At 43.2% G+C, this 17,801-nt stretch carries 14 protein-coding genes; 12 read left to right on the forward strand and 2 right to left on the reverse strand.

Annotated features, from left to right (window positions below; all coding sequences use genetic code 11):
* Positions 1-12 precede the first annotated feature (12 nt).
* From ACROAE_RS09625 to ACROAE_RS09635, 3 genes are all read left to right on the forward strand, one after another.
* Complete coding sequence (locus tag ACROAE_RS09625; RefSeq protein WP_432401139.1) at positions 13-3,231, forward strand: efflux RND transporter permease subunit; 3,219 nt, start codon at positions 13-15, stop codon at positions 3,229-3,231.
* A gap of 183 nt (positions 3,232-3,414) precedes the next feature.
* Positions 3,415-3,789 carry a BlaI/MecI/CopY family transcriptional regulator gene (locus ACROAE_RS09630; protein ID WP_432401141.1) on the forward strand — a complete coding sequence of 125 codons (375 nt, stop codon included), beginning with the start codon at positions 3,415-3,417 and terminating at the stop codon, positions 3,787-3,789.
* Positions 3,789-5,006: a TonB family protein gene (locus ACROAE_RS09635; RefSeq protein ID WP_432401143.1), complete on the forward strand. Its 1,218-nt coding sequence runs from the start codon at positions 3,789-3,791 to the stop codon at positions 5,004-5,006. Before ACROAE_RS09630 ends, ACROAE_RS09635 begins: the two co-directional genes overlap by 1 nt.
* A 61-nt stretch (positions 5,007-5,067) precedes the next feature.
* Here ACROAE_RS09635 and ACROAE_RS09640 read toward each other — a convergent pair whose 3' ends face one another.
* The gene (locus ACROAE_RS09640; RefSeq protein ID WP_432401145.1) at positions 5,068-6,276 is read right to left on the reverse strand and encodes a potassium/proton antiporter; all 1,209 of its coding nucleotides are present in this window, start codon (positions 6,274-6,276) and stop codon (positions 5,068-5,070) included.
* Between the two features lie 395 nt (positions 6,277-6,671).
* On the opposite strand from ACROAE_RS09640, the gene ACROAE_RS09645 reads away from it, so the two are divergent.
* From ACROAE_RS09645 to ACROAE_RS09660, 4 genes are all read left to right on the forward strand, one after another.
* A complete protein-coding gene (locus tag ACROAE_RS09645) occupies positions 6,672-6,992 on the forward strand; it encodes a hypothetical protein (RefSeq protein ID WP_432401147.1) in 321 nt (106 codons plus the stop codon).
* A gap of 229 nt (positions 6,993-7,221) precedes the next feature.
* Positions 7,222-10,038 carry a hypothetical protein gene (locus ACROAE_RS09650; protein WP_432401149.1) on the forward strand — a complete coding sequence of 939 codons (2,817 nt, stop codon included), beginning with the start codon at positions 7,222-7,224 and terminating at the stop codon, positions 10,036-10,038.
* Positions 10,039-10,122: 84 nt separating this feature from the next.
* The gene (locus ACROAE_RS09655) at positions 10,123-12,807 is read left to right on the forward strand and encodes a TonB-dependent receptor domain-containing protein (RefSeq protein WP_432401151.1); all 2,685 of its coding nucleotides are present in this window, start codon (positions 10,123-10,125) and stop codon (positions 12,805-12,807) included.
* A 244-nt stretch (positions 12,808-13,051) separates the two neighbouring features.
* Positions 13,052-14,011 carry a hypothetical protein gene (locus ACROAE_RS09660; protein ID WP_432401153.1) on the forward strand — a complete coding sequence of 320 codons (960 nt, stop codon included), beginning with the start codon at positions 13,052-13,054 and terminating at the stop codon, positions 14,009-14,011.
* A gap of 160 nt (positions 14,012-14,171) precedes the next feature.
* On the opposite strand, the gene ACROAE_RS09665 is transcribed toward ACROAE_RS09660, so the two are convergent.
* Entirely contained in the window at positions 14,172-14,747 is a 576-nt protein-coding gene (locus tag ACROAE_RS09665; protein WP_432401155.1) for a protein tyrosine phosphatase family protein, read from the reverse strand.
* A gap of 348 nt (positions 14,748-15,095) precedes the next feature.
* Here ACROAE_RS09665 and ACROAE_RS09670 point away from each other — a divergent pair, with 348 nt between their 5' ends.
* From ACROAE_RS09670 to ACROAE_RS09690, 5 genes are all read left to right on the forward strand, one after another.
* A complete protein-coding gene (locus ACROAE_RS09670) occupies positions 15,096-15,563 on the forward strand; it encodes a hypothetical protein (protein ID WP_432401157.1) in 468 nt (155 codons plus the stop codon).
* A 104-nt stretch (positions 15,564-15,667) separates the two neighbouring features.
* Positions 15,668-15,910 carry a hypothetical protein gene (locus ACROAE_RS09675; RefSeq protein WP_432401159.1) on the forward strand — a complete coding sequence of 81 codons (243 nt, stop codon included), beginning with the start codon at positions 15,668-15,670 and terminating at the stop codon, positions 15,908-15,910.
* Between the two features lie 119 nt (positions 15,911-16,029).
* Entirely contained in the window at positions 16,030-16,668 is a 639-nt protein-coding gene (locus ACROAE_RS09680; protein WP_432401161.1) for a DUF1287 domain-containing protein, read from the forward strand.
* Between the two features lie 124 nt (positions 16,669-16,792).
* Positions 16,793-17,119, forward strand: a complete 327-nt coding sequence (locus tag ACROAE_RS09685) for a hypothetical protein (RefSeq protein ID WP_432401163.1) — start codon at positions 16,793-16,795, stop codon at positions 17,117-17,119.
* A 496-nt stretch (positions 17,120-17,615) separates the two neighbouring features.
* On the forward strand, positions 17,616-17,801 hold a 186-nt coding region (locus ACROAE_RS09690), incomplete at its 3' end, for a transposase family protein (protein WP_432401165.1).

A 17,801-nucleotide genomic window follows, 5' to 3' on the forward strand; every position in this document is an offset into this window, starting at 1 on the left:
TAAGGCATCATTATGTTATATAAATTAATTGAGATTGCCGTTGAAAAGCGGTTATTGGTGTTACTTGGATTACTAGCCACTGTGGTGGCGTCGGTATTCATGTTACCAAAACTAAATTTAGATGCGTTTCCGGATGTCACTAATGTGCAGGTGACCATTAATACTGAAGCGGAAGGTTTGGCGGCAGAAGAGGTCGAGAAGCTGATCAGCTATCCTGTCGAATCGGCAATGTATGCATTACCGGCGGTGACCGAGGTGCGTTCATTATCGCGTACGGGTTTATCGTTAGTGACCGTGGTGTTTGCCGAAGGAACCGATATTTATTTTGCACGTCAGCAAGTGTTTGAACAACTGCAAGCTGCAAAAGAGTCGATTCCTGCGGGTGTCGGTAACCCTGAAATTGGCCCGAATACCTCTGGTTTAGGGCAAATTTATCAATACATTTTACGTGCTGAACCCGAAACCAATATCAGCGCATCTGAGCTGCGGAGCTTAAATGACTATTTAGTGAAGTTGATATTAATGCCGGTGAGTGGGGTGACTGAGGTGCTGTCGTTTGGCGGCGAGGTGTTGCAATACCAAGTGCAAGTTGATCCTAATAAACTGCGCAGTTATGGCTTGTCGCTGACCCAAGTTAGCCAAGCATTGGAAAGTAATAACCGTAATGCTGGTGGTTGGTTTATGGACCAAGGCCAGGAGCAATTAGTGGTTCGTGGTTATGGTTTGTTGCCCGCTGGCGACGCTGGTTTACAGGCCATTGCCGACATTCCGTTAACCGAAATCAATGGCACGCCAATACGAGTGGCCGACATTGCTAATGTGGCTTTTGGTAGCGAAATAAGAGTCGGTGCAGTGACCATGTCGCGTAGGCAAGTAGCGGCTAATGGCTCGTCGTCCGATGTACAAGCGCTGGGTGACGTGGTTGCTGGCGTTGTGCTTAAACGCATGGGCGCCAATACCAAAGCCACTATTGATGACATCAATTCACGTATTAGTTTAATTGAGCAATCCTTGCCAAAAGGAGTGTCATTTGAGGTGTTTTACGACCAGGCGGATTTAGTCGATAAAGCGGTCACTACTGTGGTTGAAGCGCTAGTGATGGCCTTTGGGTTTATCGTGATTATTTTGGCGTTGTTTCTGGTCAATATACGGGCGACATTGTTGGTATTACTGTCGATCCCAGTGTCGATCGGGATCGCGTTATTGATCATGTCTTACTACGGCATGTCGGCTAACTTAATGTCTTTAGGTGGTCTTGCTGTCGCGATCGGTATGCTCGTTGATGGTTCAGTGGTGATGGTCGAAAACATCTTTAAACATGTTAGCGGCGAAACTGGCACCAACCAATCTACTGAAGCTCATGTTGATAGTGATGTAGATAGCGATGTAGATAGTGAGTCAGAATCTGCAACCCAAAGCATGGCGATTAGGATCATGCTGGCGGCAAAAGAGGTGTGCAGCCCTATCTTCTTTGCAACAGCGATTATCATCGTAGTATTTATGCCGTTATTTGCCCTAGAAGGTGTAGAGGGTAAATTATTTCAACCCATGGCCGTGAGTATTATTCTCGCCATGATGGCGGCATTAGTGGTGGCGTTATTTGCGGTGCCTGCATTGGCGGTATTTCTATTTAAACGCGGTATTGTGGTGCGTCAAAGCAAGGTGTTGGCCCCCATTGACGCAGTCTATCGACGAGTACTGACACTGGTACTATCAAGCCCTAAATCGGTGATGTTAGCGGCAGTTGTTTTGTTTGCTGCAAGCATGCTGTTATTACCAAAACTTGGCACTGAATTTGTGCCTGAATTAGAAGAGGGCACCATCAACTTACGGGTGACACTGGCGCCTACAGCCAGTTTGGCTACTTCGGTTAACGTTGCGCCTAAAATTGAAGCCATGCTGCTTGAGTTTCCCGAGGTGGAATATGCGTTAAGTCGAATAGGGGCACCAGAACTTGGCGGCGACCCTGAACCTGTGAGTAATATTGAAATATATATTGGTCTTAAGCCGATAGAGCAATGGACATCGGCAAGTGATCGCTTTGAGCTACAGCGTTTGATGGAGCAACGGCTTTCGATATTTCCAGGATTGTTGTTAACCTTTTCACAACCGATAGCGACTCGAGTCGATGAGTTGTTATCGGGCGTTAAAGCGCAGTTAGCGATTAAGATATTTGGTCCAGATTTAAGCATCTTGTCGGAAAAAGGTCAGGTGTTAACCGATTTAGTCGCTGCCATTCCTGGCGCGGTTGATGTGTCGCTAGAACAAGTCAGCGGTGAAGCTCAGTTAGTGGTGCGGCCTAAACGTGAAGTACTCGCTCGCTATGGTATTAGCGTCGATGAAGTCATGAGTTTAGTCACTCAAGGTATTGGTGGTGCCAGTGCTGGCCAAGTGATTGATGGCAATGCCCGTTATGACATTAACCTGCGATTAGCGGCGCAATATCGTAATGCGCCAGATGCGATTGAAGATTTGCTACTCAGTGGTGCTAATGGCGCGATTGTGCGCTTGGGCGATCTTGCTGATGTGGTGATTGAAATGGCGCCGCCGAATATTCGTCGTGACGATGTACAGCGCCGAGTGGTGGTGCAAGCCAACGTATCGGGGCGGGACATGGGCTCGGTGGTCAACGATATTTATGCCATAGTGCCACAAGCTGACTTACCTGCTGGCTATACGGTTGTGGTGGGCGGCCAATATGAAAACCAGCAACGGGCGCAACAAAAGCTAATGTTGGTGGTGCCCATTTCTATCGCACTTATTGGTTTATTGTTGTATTTCTCGTTTGGGTCACTCAAACAGGTGGCATTGATTATGGCTAACGTGCCATTAGCATTAATCGGCGGCGTAGTGGCTTTATATGCCACTGGCACCTATTTGTCGGTGCCTAGTTCAATCGGCTTTATCACCTTGTTTGGTGTTGCTGTGTTGAATGGTGTGGTGCTGGTGGACTCGATTAACCAGCGCAGACAATCATCAGATGAAAGTCTGTACGACAGTGTTTATCAAGGTACGGTAGGGCGGTTACGTCCGGTGTTAATGACAGCACTCACCTCTGCATTGGGGCTGATACCTATCTTGTTATCATCTGGTGTGGGCAGTGAAATTCAACAACCATTAGCGGTGGTGATCATTGGCGGCTTGTTTAGCTCAACTGCTTTGACTTTACTGGTGTTGCCGACGGTTTATCAGTGGTTGTATCGAGATAAGTTATCAACGAAACAAAGCTAATTAGCTCAATAACATTTCAATCTAAAGCCTAGTCATCTGATTAGGCTTTTTTCATTTTTATTCTTAAATTGCTTAAAAATAAACCTTGCTTATTTAAGATTACAGTTGTAATTTACACGAATTGATTACATCTGTAATCCATTCGTGACCTAACAAGTTCTAACAACAAATGAGCGATATAGCATGAAAGAAATCAGTAATAGTGAATTAGTCGTGTTGCAGCAGCTTTGGCTGCAGTCGCCATTGACCTCAAGTGAGATTGTGGATGCCTTAGAGCATAGTCACGATATGCATGAAAAAACGGTTAAAACCTTGCTCAATCGCTTAGTTAAAAAACAAGCTGTGAGCTTTGAAAAACAAGGTCGGGTTTACCATTACTCACCATTAATTGCCGAGCAAGACTATACGCTGAAAGAATCTCTGTCGTTTGTTGAGCGCATGTTTGCGGGCAAGTTAACCCCACTGGTGGCTGGTTTTGCGCAAAAAAATAAGTTGTCTGCTGACGATGTTGCTGAACTGCAAACCTTACTTGATGACTGGAAAAAGGAGCAAAAGTGATGATTAATTGGTTTATGGAACAAACCATTTCACTGAGTGTAGTGTGTATAGTGTTATTGGTTTCGCACCGCCTTTTACTGTCTAAACTAGGCGCACACTACACCTATTTTATGTGGATCATAGTGCCAGTTTTCGTGTTTGCCGACGTATTACAAATGCTATTGCCCTCGATTTTTAACGGATTTTCCAGTAATAACACGTCGATAATCATGCAGCAATACTTTGTGTTTGCGACCGACACGGTTGCATTGTCGGCAGGCTTATTTGACCTGTTATATCTGCCATATCTCTACGGTATCGTTATCACGTTTTTAGTCGCTAATATCGTGATGGAATACGGCTACCTGCAACGGTTAATCGAGCGTGGACGTCAGCTAGATATTCCTTCAGTAAAGCTTAGCGTATTAGTCCATCCAGATATCGAATCACCAATGCTAGCAGGAGTGATTGCTCCGAGTATTTTAGTGCCAACGAGCTTTACATTACTCGATGAAAGCCAGCAGCAAGCCATTCTTCAACACGAGGTTTATCATTATCAACGTGGTGATGTGTGGAGCAATATTTTGGCTTATGGTTTGACGGTGCTGTTTTGGTTTAATCCATTGATGTGGTTGGCATACCGTCGATTTAGACACGATCAAGAATTGTCTTGTGATGCGCAAGTGACAGCTCACATGGAAGCCCATTCTAAAATTGCCTATAGCAACACGTTATTGGCCTATTCACAACATGCACCATTAAGCATGTTACACACCCATTATGGGGATAAAACTATCTTAAAAGAGAGGATCTTACAGATGAAAAAGCAACACGGAAAAAGCACCTTAGCGTTGATTAGCATGACATTCGCTATTGGTGTTGGTGCCTTTATGTTTAATCAACAAGTCCATGCCGGTGGCCAAGTGAATATTGCCAATACAACGAGCGACATGGCGTTACCCGTCATTAGAATTGAGCCTACTTATCCGGTTAATGCTGCTAAAGAAGGAGTAAATGGTTACGTACAAATGTCGTTTGATATTAACCCAACAGGCAGTGTAGCTAATGTGAATGTGATTAAGGCTTCACCTAAAGGAGTGTTTGATACTTCGGCTGTTGAAGCCCTTAAGCAATGGAAGTATCAACCTTCTGCAACTGGGTTTAAAGGCCTACAAGTACAGTTAGATTATGTGATCCATCAACCTGAGAAATCAGTCGAGAGAATCACGGTAAAATAACAAATAACAAAGATACTGAAAATGATTCAATGCCTCATTGCTATGGGGCATTGAATCATTTTTATAAATCAGGCTTTTTAGGTTGTAAGTTTAACTTCAATTTATTCGCCAACGGTTCAATGGCTGCTCCTTGAACAATGACCGAAATCAGCACGATGAAAAACACCATGTGGATCATTTCTCGTGAGCCTTCAACTCCAGCGGCGGCTGGGATAAGTGCAAATACAATCGGTGTCGCCCCTTTCAATCCAATCATTGATACAAATAAGCGTTTACGCCAACTTGCTTGCCTAAAAGGTAAGTAACATAACTGCACCGCTAATGGCCTAGCGACCATAATAAGCAGTACTGCGGGCAATAATGAGATAGTAAATACCGGCATTAATTGTTGAGGGAATATCTGTAAGCCTAAGATAATAAACATTAATGACTGTGCTAGCCAGGATATACCATTAAAGAAATGCTTACTGACTTCAGCCCCTTTCTTTAAATAGTTACCAATAATGACCCCAGCAATGTACACCGCAATTAACTCGTTACCGCCTAAAATTTCAGTGCTGGAAACGGTAATAGCAAATGTCGCCAGAATAAACACCGGGATAAGTCCAAATTCTGGCAGTTTGATATTGTTTAGTGCCCAAACCGACAATTTACCCATTAATAAGCCGATGACCGCGCCGACACCAATTTGTTGCCCTAAGCTTGTGGCGATAGATAACGCCGTTGGCGTGCCGTTAGCGCTATTGATAATAAAGTCGGTGAGCATGATAACCATGAGCAGGGCGATGGGATCATTTGTGGCCGATTCGAATTCTAAAATAGTGCCAGTGCCGTGTTTTAACTTAAGCTTTTTAGATTCTAAAATTGAAAATACCGCCGCTGCATCGGTTGATGACACTACTGCAGCAAACAGCATGCAAGTAATGAGATTAAAATCGAGTAACGCATTCAATATAAAGCCAAAAATAACGGTTGTGAGAATAACGCCAGCGCTCGACAACATGCCGCCTTCTTTCCAGGCAAAGTGAATGTGTTTCATTGGCGTATTGAGGCCGCCCACAAACACAATGGTGTTGAGTGCAACGGTACCTATTGCAGATGTGAGTTGAAGATTGTCGTAAACAAAACCAAATTCACCATTACCAAAAGCCAGGCCAACGCCCATAAAAATCAATAATGACGGTAAGCCCAGTGTTTTCGATGGGTGATGGAGTAAAATGCCGATTGCAATAAGGATTGATATTCCTAATATAATAATATCTGGTGGCATATTGGCACTCCATAGGCAAGTAAGGCTGTATATTATGGCTATTTTAGCATTAAATTAGCCTAAACTGGTTTTATGAGCATTTATTAATATTTATTCATACCTTGTCAGTGAGTTGCTGTTTAACTTAATTAAGAGTTTTGTGAATATAACCGCTGATGTTCTCTGTGGATTTTTAACGTATTCTGCTAGTGATATTGACTTATAAATAACTTATTTAGCAACCTAATCGAACAAACGGGTCAATTAAGTCTCGTAGTCAAAATTCACTTATAGAGATTAACATTTTTATTACATTTTTTCGGTGCTAATATATTGTATGAGCATTATTTTACAGGCTTAACATGGCCATATTAATCAGTATTTGGGGCATTAGCATCTGTTGTTTCGGATTGTTTATGCTCCTTAAACCAGTCGCATTTGCTGATGCGATTATTGTCTTTAGTCGCAAACGCTACTTCCATTATTTTGAAATCCTCTCGCGCTTAGCTATTGGTGCAGCCTTGTTATTAGACGCACACAACACTGCGTACCCACTTGTATTTGAGTTTATTGGTAACCTGTTGTTTATAGTTGCTATTGTGTTAGTTTTTATGACAGAAAAACACCATAAAAAATTTGCCGTAACGGCCGCAAAACATTGCGTAAGCTGGTTTAAGCCAGCAGGGCTCGTCGCCTTAGTATTTGGTTTATGGGTTCTTTACGCAGCTGTGATGTGAACCGTTTTGTGTTGCCAATATTCAAGTAACGTTATTATTTAGTCTTTTTTGTTAAGATTTTATTCAGCCATAAATCCCTTCTAAGCCGCATGTTCATTGGATTTGCATATTTCTGCAATGTTATTGAAATGTTACTGTCATTTTTACGCAGTCTTTTTGTCATTTTTGCACGTTAGCTTGTCATCCAGCCAACTAACTCATACGCTTACGTCCGTCTTCGGAGATGACAATGGAACTGAAAAATATTTTTAAACTGACTGCTCTTTCTACAGCGCTTGCTGCCACGCTAGGTCTAGCGGGTTGTGGTGGTGATATCAATATCAGCACTGGAAATGAAACCACAACACCTACCACACCAACTACGCCAACAACACCAACCCAGAGTGCTCAAGAATTATCTTACAGTGGCTTTGCGACAAAAAGCGCGACAACGGTTGATGGAAAAGAAGTTTGGGTATTAAAAGGCACACTCGCGCCTTCTACAGCAGCATCAACCATTAGCACTGGCGGCCAAGATGGCGACAAAATTGTGTTAGGTAACGACGTGGTATGGCAATTAGACGGCGCAGTTGTTGCGGGTGGCGACAATGCAAACTCAGTTGAATTATCGATTTTACCTGGCACTAAACTATTAGGTGGCAGCGACTCATATTTAGTGATTAGCCGTGGTTCAAAAATCATGGCCGAAGGCACCGCCACTGCACCTATCGTGTTTACCTCGGTTGAAGCAGGTTTAGGTGAAGAGGGCGAGGCTGGTCAATGGGGCGGCTTAGTATTATTGGGTAATGCACCAGTGAATACCTGTCCAGATTTAACCAATTGTGCGGCATCATTTGAAGTGGGCAATCACAGTTACGGCGGTGATGACACCGAAGATAACTCTGGTTCAATCAAATATGTACGTATCGAATTTGGTGGATTTAAAATCAATGATACCCAGGAAATGAATGGCATCAGCTTTGCGGGTGTCGGTGCGGGTACTGAAGTTGATCACGTACAAGTTCACATGAATAACGATGACGGCCTTGAGTTTTGGGGCGGTAATGTATCGGTTTCTAATGTGGTACTGACCGAAAACTTTGATGACTCGTTAGATTGGACCAACGGTTGGCAAGGTAGTGCACAGCACGTTTATATTCGTCTGGCAGATAATGCGTCTAACCGTGGTATTGAAGCAGACAGCAACAGCGATGCCGCAGCATCACCTATGTCGCAACCTGCATTAGCTAACATCACCATTCAAGTGGCTAACGGTACCAATAGCGGCGGTGACGATGCTGAAGGTATTTTATTCCGTAAAGGCACAGGCGCTCACGCTTATAACGTGTTAGTTAAAGGCGATGTAGATTCTGGTGAATGTTTAGAAGTGAACGACGATGCCACCGTTAGCAATGCTAATACCGCAGAGTTAACCATGCAAAACAGCTTAATTGACTGTGTTGAACCCTTTAAAAATGCCAAAGTCGACGCTGCAGCTGGCACGACGTTGGCATTAGATGTTGAAGCCTGGTTTAACGGCCAGGATGGTAACCTAGTGGGTGCCTCTGATCTAACTGACTACATGCCTAACTCATCTTCGGTTGCATTAACGGGCGGCAAAGCTGACTTAAGCAACGTTGATGCACGCTTGGATAACGCCAACTATATCGGTGCTTTTGATGGCACAAATGACTGGACAGCGGGTTGGACTACCGCCATTCATGACGATGTTGATACTACTCCTGCCGAGCTCCCTGTGATGACGTCTTGCCCTGTGGGTACAACGGCCTCTGACGCGGTAGCAGGTTTATATAAAGATTCATCTGTGACCTTAATCTGTACGCTTGAAGGCAACGTGTTAAGCAACACCACACTGCTTGCGGGCCAAAACGTAATGTACAAAATTGATGGCGGCGCAGTGCTTGTCGGTACCGATAAAGGCACATCAGCAACCCTTGCTATTCAAGCTGGTGCTAAGTTATTTGCTACTTCTAACAGCTATATTGCCGTAAGCCGTGGGTCTAAAATTATGGCTCAAGGTAGTGCTGACTATCCTATTGTGATGACGTCTGAAGAAGATGTGATTGCCGGTGCAACCGCTGACCGTGGTCAATGGGGTGGTTTGGTTATTTTAGGTAAAGGCTTAACTAACACATGCCCAGATAAAAACGCATGTGATGCTTCGTTTGAGGTCGGTGACTTCCCTTATGGTGGTAACGACAATGCCGATAACAGCGGCCAAATCAGCTACGTTGTTGTTAAGTATGCCGGCTTTAAAGTGAACGATACACAAGAAATGAACGGTATCTCGTTTGCAGCAGTGGGCAGTGGTACGCAAGTTGACCACATTCAAGTGCATGCTAATGGCGATGATGGCGTAGAGTTTTGGGGCGGTGCAGTTAACTTAAAATATGTTTACCTAACTGAAAACTTTGACGATTCATTAGATTGGACTAACGGTTGGACCGGTAAGGCACAGTTTGTGTACATCACCCATGAAGATGGCAACGCAAACCGTGGTATCGAAGCAGACAGCAATAGCTCAGGCGCAGCGGCAACACCGGTGTCAGCACCAAAGCTGGCTAACTTCACGATTTTACCGGGTGTTGATATGCCAAATGCTAGCGGCGACAACGGCGAAGGTATCTTACTGCGTGTCGGTACAGCAGGTGAGCTTTACAACATACTGGTACAAGGTCGTAAAGGCAGCACTGCAGAGACTGAATCAGGCGAGTGTTTAGAGCTTGACGGTTCGGTATCGAGTCTAGTGGATAACGTTAATGACGGTTCGCTAGTGATGACTCACTCAATCATTGATTGCAATGAGCCATTTAAAACCTCAGGTACTACCGCAATAAGCACAGAAACCTGGTTTATGGGCCAAGAAGGTAACTCAACTTCAGTGGTGAGCATTACCGATGGCATGCCAGCAGCAAGCGATACAACGCTACTTGGTACAGGTAAGGACTTAAGCATTGATGATAGCTTCTTCGAATCAACCAACTTTATTGGTGCATTCGATGGCCAGACTGACTGGCGTCAAGGTTGGGCTTTTGAGCCACAGTAATCACCTTGATTAAGTAATCAGTGACCTATTAATAGCCGCTCGCAAGGGCGGCTATCTCTGAACCGCATACAGGATAGTATAAGTATGAAAACCAAGCCGAGTTTTACCGTTAATAAGTTAAGCCTTGCCATTCTCTCTGTGATTTCTGCGGCAACGTTATTAACAGCTACCCCCGTATACTCGCAAGAACCAGCGCCTGTTCGTGACCCTGGTGAAGTGATTCCAATTGAACCGATAGAAGTTATTTCAGTGACCGGGCGTTTACGCAGCTCAGCATCAGAAGCCACTGAAGAACGTCGTGAACAAATTGCTGTAGCCGATATTATGGGCTCAGAACAAATTTCAAGAACTGGTGACGGTGACGCAGCCGCCGCGCTGCGTCGTGTGACCGGTTTAACCCTTAAAGATGGCAAGTTTATTTATGTGCGTGGTTTAGGTGAGCGCTATTCAAGCACCTCATTAAACGGGGCTACCGTGCCCTCGCCAGACCCAACACGCAATGTTGTGCCTTTAGATATGTTCCCTGCATCTATCATCGAATCTTTGTCGGTGCAAAAATCAGCGTCAGCTAATTCGCCTGCCGCATTTGGTGGCGGACATGTCGATATTCGCACTAAATCTATTCCGTCAGACTTCTTTTTTAAAGCCTCAGTGGGCGGCCGTTACAATACTAACGACTCAGACGACAGCTACACTTACAATGGCGGTGGCAATGATTGGACCGGCCAGGATGACGGCACCCGCAATATGCCGAGCACCATTAATGACACCATTAATCAATATGGTGGCATTAGCCCAATTGATATCGTAAGTGGCTCAAACGGGTCGATTAACTACCCTGCAGCACAAAAAATTAACCGCGACCTGGCCCTAGGCTTATATCGCGATATGACGATACAAAATCAAAGTACTGATCCTGCCTTGCGTGGCGACATTGCCATTGGCGATCGTTGGGACATTAGCGACGACATTATTTTTGGTGCTTTGTCGGCAGTGTCTTATAAAACACAAGCTGAAAACTACACCAAACGTGAAGTTGAGTTAGACGGCGACAGCAACCAGGTTCAAATTGAAAACCAAAAAGACACCGTGGGCACCGACTCGATTGTGCAAGTGTCGGGCATGCTTAACCTAGGATTAGAAATTGGCTACAACCACAAAATCGAAACCTTCACCACTTACCTGCAAGACACCTCAGATGATGTGTCGCTGGGGATTGAAGAAACCATCGATACTCTTGGTGAGCCAAATGCGTTGCAAGTTTATAATATCGATTATGAAGAGCGATCGCTGATCAGTAACCAGATTAAAGGCCATCATTTTATTGAAGACTTAAATGATGCCGAGTTTAACTGGAAGTATTCTGACGCCCGCTCTGAGCGTTATGCCCCTAATGAAGTGTCGTACACTTATAACGTAGTGTTAGACGACAACAACGAGCTTTTGTCGCGTAATCTTAATACTCAAGATGCGCCAAAATACGTTTATAGTCGCCTCAACGACGACAGCACGAACTACGGTTGGGATTTCAGTTACCCAATCAATCTCGATGATGCAATTGTTAAGCTTACCGCTGGCTATGAGTACTTTGAGCGCACCCGCGAAAGCTATGCCACGCGTTTAGGTTTAGATGTTGATTTAAGCCCAACCGACATCAACGGCAACATTTTAGCCGGTGATTTTGACGAGATATTCTCAGACAGCAACATCAGCAACGACACGCTAGATTTAGAACTTAAAGATGCATCAACCGATACTGAAGATTACATTGCTGCCGAGAAAAACGATGCCGCATTTATCAGTATGGATATCGACTTTGACGATGTATGGCGCCTATATGCTGGTTTGCGTTACGAAGACTTTCGCCGTGTAACATTGCCAATCGATCCAGAGGGTGAGATTTCAGACGAAGGCGGCCGTTACGACTTAGCCGATTATGTGATTGCCGAAGACGGTTGGTTCCCATCTTTATCATTAACCTGGAAACAAACCGACACTACGCAATGGCGTTTAGGTGCGAGTAAAACCATTGTGCGTCCAGACTTGCGTGAAGTCTCGCCTGTGCGCTTTCAAGATCCCGTTACCGGTTTTGATTTCTTTGGTAATCCAGAGTTGGAAAGCTCAGACATTCTAAACCTCGATTTACGTTGGGAATACTACTCAGACTCGGGCAACAACTTCAGCGTGGGTGCATTTTATAAAGATGTCGATGCGCCGATTGAGCCGATTCAGCGTATTTCAGAAGCGGGTCGTCAGCTTAAGTTTTATAACGCCGAGTCGGGTTACATTTACGGTGTCGAAACTGAGTTTTTGCAAGAGCTTGAATTCCTCGGCAGTGATGGCAGCATTTGGGAGGACTTTTTTGTTGCCGGTAACTTAACGTTAGGAGACTCTGAGATTGATATCGCTCCTAACGGCGAAATCGACCCAACAAATCAAACTCGTCGCATGACAGGGCATTCACAATGGGTGGCTAACGTGCAATTGAGCTACGACTCATCAGACAGTTATCACAGTGCTACCTTGGTGTATAACGTGTTTGGTGAACGCATTGCTTATGGCGGACGTGGCGGCTTAGATGACGTATATGAAAAGCCATTTCATAGCCTGGACTTTACCTATACATTCTTCCCAACAACCAGCACCACGGTGAAATTGAAAGCCCAAAATATTTTAGGTGAAACAACCGAGTACGAGCAGCAAGACTACCAAGTGTATGCAAAAGACCCTGGCACAGAATACACTTTACAGTTTAGCTATGAGTATTAATGCTCTAGTAAGCTAAGATTAAAACGAGTACTGGTTTTTAGTGGTTTTTACTCATCATTTCAATCACTAAAAACGTGCATGGCCACTTTCTTCGGAACAAAGAAAGTGGCCTTTTTTATTCCATTTACTGTCATGTGAGCGATTATCGAATGATATGTTTTATCAATCTTTTTCAACTCAATATTGTTAATATACCCAACATACCTCTACTTTTTGCCAGCGGCTGCTCGAGTAACTCATCATTATGTTTAAGCGTATTTCTGTTTTTTTCTATTTAATCTTAGCGTTATCAACCAGTGCTTGTGCGATGCCAACAGGCATGAGCCAGGCGGGCAGCATTACAGCGCCGTCTATTGACGAAGCAAGTGGATTAGCGGTATCGCGGATTAATGATCAAATATTGTGGGTGCACAACGACAGTGGTGATACCGCAAGGATTTTTGCTATCGATACCCAGGGGCAGCAATTAGCCACACTCAATATTACTGGTGTAAAGAATACCGATTGGGAAGATATCGCCTCGTTTGTTTATGAAGGCGAATCGTATTTATTGATCGCCGATGTGGGTGATAACCAGGCGAAACGATCGCAGTATCAGTTACATTTGATCAAAGAACCTGATTTAAGCCTGCTCAATGGCCAAAATAACCTGTCGGCCCAACCCGTTTGGAGCATGACATTTACTTACCCAGATGGGGCTCACGATTGTGAGTCAGTCGCGGTGGACAGTGTAAAGGGTAAAATACTGCTATTAACCAAACGCGATACGCTGCCAATATTATACGAGCTACCTTTAATGGCTCCGTCAGTACAAAGTGGCTCAAATAATTCACCTGCTCAAGTTATGAATAAACAAGCTAAAAGACTCGGTGAAATTGCACCTTTACCTACAGCCGTGCTCGATTATGTCAGTATTTATACCTGGGCAGGGTTTGCCGGAAAGCCCACCGCGATGGATATCTCTGCTGATGGGTTATCGGCGGTCGTTTTAACCTACACCCACGCGTTTTATTTTAGCCGCACTCAACCCGGTGATTGGTTAAGCTTGTTTTCAACAACGCCACTAGAGATTACTCTGCCAGCAATAAAGCAAGCTGAAGCGGTAGGATTTAGTCAAGATGGCCAGAGCATTTATATCACCTCAGAGATGATCCCTGCACCTTTGTATAAAATGGATTTGAACGGTGCTGGTACGCCGCAGTAGATAACGTTATTTGCACTGGCAATGGCACCGGCCAGATACAGATACAGATACAGATACAGGCAAGGGTATCGCTTTAAGCCATCCTCCTCGAGTGCTTATAACTCGGTTTTTAAGCGTTACTAGGAGAGTGCCAGCTCTTGCTTTGGTTTTTTCAGTCTGGCTATTGGGTTTGATATTGCTGCGTTGTTTCTTCAATAAGTTGCTGCCACTGTGGGTATTCTGCAAAGCTTTGTTGTAAATCGCCCCAGGGCGTCAGTGCCTCGGCCATTGACGGCGCTGTGTTTTGGCTGGCCTGGTATAAATAATAAAATGCAGAGGCACGGTAATTAGCGGCGCAATGTACTAGCACTGGTGCATCGCCATTTTGCTGCATCAGGCTATAAAACTGCGCTAGGTTTTCTTGTGTAGGATTTTGCCAATCAACGCTAATATTGTGATAGTTCATGCCAAGTTGAGTGACGATTTGCTGCTCATTGGGTAATGCATTTGGATTGTCGTTAGGGATCAGGTTTATCACGGTTTTAATACCCGCTTGAGCAAGTTGTTCAAATTGCTGCTCTGTGGGTAAACCCGAGGTCATCACTTGTGGGGTATTAAACTTTACCGCTTTTATATCCCCCAGTTTACTGGTGTCGATATTCGCCGTACTTTCTGCACTATTCACTCCCACGCTGAAAAACAAACAACATATTAATATGCTGGTGGACAGTATGTTAAAACCTTGTGGTGTATTCATGTGGTTTCCTTGGGTTGATACGTGATAGCGTGTGATGAACTTTTGTTGTGTTCAAGTTAACCATATCATTGTTATGTTTGCAGATAAAAGTGACCTGCTTAAAGTGGCACCTTGAGCAGGCCAAGCCTACCGTTATTTCGGTAATGTTGTAGAGCCTGAATCGAGCTCTATCTTTGTGTTCTGCGCCTATGGCTAATAACGTCGTGATGTATAGGCAGTGTAACGTTTAATCGCTTTACAACAGTAAGATAGCAACTGTAGGATGATATTAATCAATACGTTAAGGGGCTGGCTTTACTGAGCAAGTTCTTCAATAAGCTTTTAGGGCTTCCAAGGATCAATTCTGTTATGGAGAAGATTAAAGGTATATGTTTTTTTGCCCTGACATTTTTTAGTTTTTTTGGTGTGGTTGTTTTCACCCCTGCGCTTGTTTATGAAGTTTTTCAAACGGCAGAGTCGAAAAGTGTCGAAGCTGAAGTGATAGAGTCTTATTTTGGATATGAAGATCTTTTTGGTCGTGAAGCTTGCTCTTTAGAAGTTGAACTTAACATTTTATCGACCAATGAAAACGTCATTGTCAGAAATGCCAAGCCTGGTGATATTGCAATATGTAGCTCAAAGAAGAAGTTTGCAGCCAATTATCAGCCAGGAGATTTTACGATTGTTTTTTTATCAAAAAATGGGGAATATTATCTTGCTTTAGGTTCATACCTCGAAGCTATGACACCAGGAATACTTAGTATTGTATGGTTTGTATTTTTCTACTCATATATAAAAATATACCGTAAGAGGGCCTCACAAGTAAGCCCTAACTAAGCAGTTAAACAAGGACTAAAAACTGTGGGCTGTAGGCTTCGCTCTATTTTAACCCACTATTTTTTCGCTTAATGCGGCTTTAAATTTCTAAATGAGTATCAGTAATGTTTAAGCGTAGAATTTTACCAAAAGAATCGGATTTTCCGCTAGGTACTGAATTTTATATCTTTGAGTGGGATGTACCATTGTCTAAAGAGCCTGATGAAAATGGTGAAACAGTTTCCTATTTTAATTGGTTTGGCTCTAAGAGGCAGGCCTATCCAATAGACCGGCTAAAAATTGATAATAATTGGCCTGCTGATTCATTTGAACATTGGCTTGAAATAGTAAAAGATTCATCTAAATAGGTGTTGTAGTGAAACAGAATTTAACAAAGCGTCGAAAAAACACGGTTTTGACTTTGGCGTTAAGCATTTTAACCAACAATCTCTCTCCGCTCAATTGGGCGTATATTCTAAGGATGGTTATGAGTAAATTTGCATTTCTTCTTTTCTTTTTAAGTTCAGCCGGTAATGCTTCTGAATTTAATAAAGATATTGTTTCAAGCTTAATTGAAAGAACGACTCATCATGTGACTTATGACGGTTCTTATTTTTCGATTCCATACCCTAATGGAGATGTACCGAAAGACAAAGGAGTCTGTACGGACGTTATAATTAGAGCTTATCGTAAGTTAGGTACTGATCTACAAAAACTCGTTCATGAAGATATGAAATCTAACTTTTCACTTTATCCTTCGAAAAGGATTTGGGGATTAAATTCAACAGACAAAAATATAGATCACCGCCGAGTTCCTAACTTACAAACCTTCTTTAAAAGACATGGTGTAAATTTAAACGTTAGTGATAATAAAACCGACTACTCTGTTGGAGACATTGTTACATGGATGCTTCCAGGTAACTTACCTCATATTGGGATAGTCATAGATCAAATTAATCCAATATCAGGTAACCCTATGATTGTCCATAATATTGGCCGTGGCCCTGAAGTCGATGATATGATTTTTGATTATAAAATAACTGGCCATTATCGTTTTGTGCCAGAGAAATATAATAAGGATAGTCCGCGCGAAACGTCGCCCATATCCCAAGTGTTAACCCATTAACCATGTCACTTATTGTTAAATTTCTGGAGTTATGTGCATTTTGAGTACTTTTCTCGGCATTTGTTTACTGGTTTTGCCATTGATCGTTTTCAATATATATTCAAATCACGAGTTCGATTTATCGTTGTCTGATAACTTAAAAAAATGGAAGTGGGCTAAGTATTTTGCCATTATTCTCGTACTTGCTTACGTCGTCTATTTACTGATTTATGGGCACAGTTATGTTGTAACGGGTGCCTATGAAACAAGCATCTATATAGAAGATTGGGTGCAGTATTATCTTGTACCAGGTTTATGCTTAGCGGCAGTGATATATTCCAAACCGGTAGGGTACTTTTTTGGTGACAATAGCTCAGAGTTTGGCTCATCGATGAAAGAAGATGTCGCTTTTACTCTTGGTCTTCTGTGGTTGTTATTTTTTACTTGGCAAATATTCTTAGAAAGCTTGTAAGCGACACGAATTAATCATGACACCCATTGTTTTACCCATTACGTTGCCAATGGTTGGGCTTTTGTTCAATATTGACCTAGCTTTTTAAAGCCTGCCAGTAAAGTGAAGTTAGACTGTTCATTCTTTGTTGTGGCGAAGCATTAAGACGCTAATGGGCGTAGGCATAAACGCAAAGCATAAACACCTGGATTTCGGCTCAACCGCATAGCCGGAACGACGGTGAAAAGTAGGGTTAATTTGCATCTAACAACGTTAGCCATACCACCCATTGTTAAAATAATAATGCAAACTCGGTTTGCTCTTACCAGTGTTTTTTATCGCTTTACAATAATAAAATAGCAACTGTTGGTTTGCGTTTAGTTCAAGATAAACCTCATCATTATTGTATTGCTCCTAACCCAGGGCGAGATCGTGAATGTTTTTTGAACAATTTGACGCACTATTTGACGTTAACATCTCGCTATGATCTTATACTCCCTTTTTTCGGGAGCACACCATGCATATTGACCACTTCAAAGAGAATTTCCAAACAATAACAGACCAGCGTCAAGGGGCTAAAGTGACCTATTGCCTTTTTGAGGTACTGTTTGGTTCGCTATGTGCCGTTATCGCAGGCGCTAAAGGCTGGTTTGATATTCGCGAATACATTCTTGGGCATCATGATTGTTTTAAAAACAACAAC

Origin of the sequence: Shewanella sp. MF05960, from assembly GCF_050849305.1 — a bacterium.
Taxonomy (GTDB): domain Bacteria; phylum Pseudomonadota; class Gammaproteobacteria; order Enterobacterales; family Shewanellaceae; genus Shewanella.

Coding starts and splice junctions, on each gene's coding strand:
- ACROAE_RS09625 (WP_432401139.1), top strand. CDS start 13: ATGTTATATAAATTAATTGAGATTGCCGTTGAAAAGCGGTTATTGGTG.
- ACROAE_RS09630 (WP_432401141.1), top strand. CDS start 3,415: ATGAAAGAAATCAGTAATAGTGAATTAGTCGTGTTGCAGCAGCTTTGG.
- ACROAE_RS09635 (WP_432401143.1), top strand. CDS start 3,789: ATGATTAATTGGTTTATGGAACAAACCATTTCACTGAGTGTAGTGTGT.
- ACROAE_RS09640 (WP_432401145.1), bottom strand. CDS start 6,276: ATGCCACCAGATATTATTATATTAGGAATATCAATCCTTATTGCAATC.
- ACROAE_RS09645 (WP_432401147.1), top strand. CDS start 6,672: ATGCTCCTTAAACCAGTCGCATTTGCTGATGCGATTATTGTCTTTAGT.
- ACROAE_RS09650 (WP_432401149.1), top strand. CDS start 7,222: ATGGAACTGAAAAATATTTTTAAACTGACTGCTCTTTCTACAGCGCTT.
- ACROAE_RS09655 (WP_432401151.1), top strand. CDS start 10,123: ATGAAAACCAAGCCGAGTTTTACCGTTAATAAGTTAAGCCTTGCCATT.
- ACROAE_RS09660 (WP_432401153.1), top strand. CDS start 13,052: ATGTTTAAGCGTATTTCTGTTTTTTTCTATTTAATCTTAGCGTTATCA.
- ACROAE_RS09665 (WP_432401155.1), bottom strand. CDS start 14,747: ATGAATACACCACAAGGTTTTAACATACTGTCCACCAGCATATTAATA.
- ACROAE_RS09670 (WP_432401157.1), top strand. CDS start 15,096: ATGGAGAAGATTAAAGGTATATGTTTTTTTGCCCTGACATTTTTTAGT.
- ACROAE_RS09675 (WP_432401159.1), top strand. CDS start 15,668: ATGTTTAAGCGTAGAATTTTACCAAAAGAATCGGATTTTCCGCTAGGT.
- ACROAE_RS09680 (WP_432401161.1), top strand. CDS start 16,030: ATGAGTAAATTTGCATTTCTTCTTTTCTTTTTAAGTTCAGCCGGTAAT.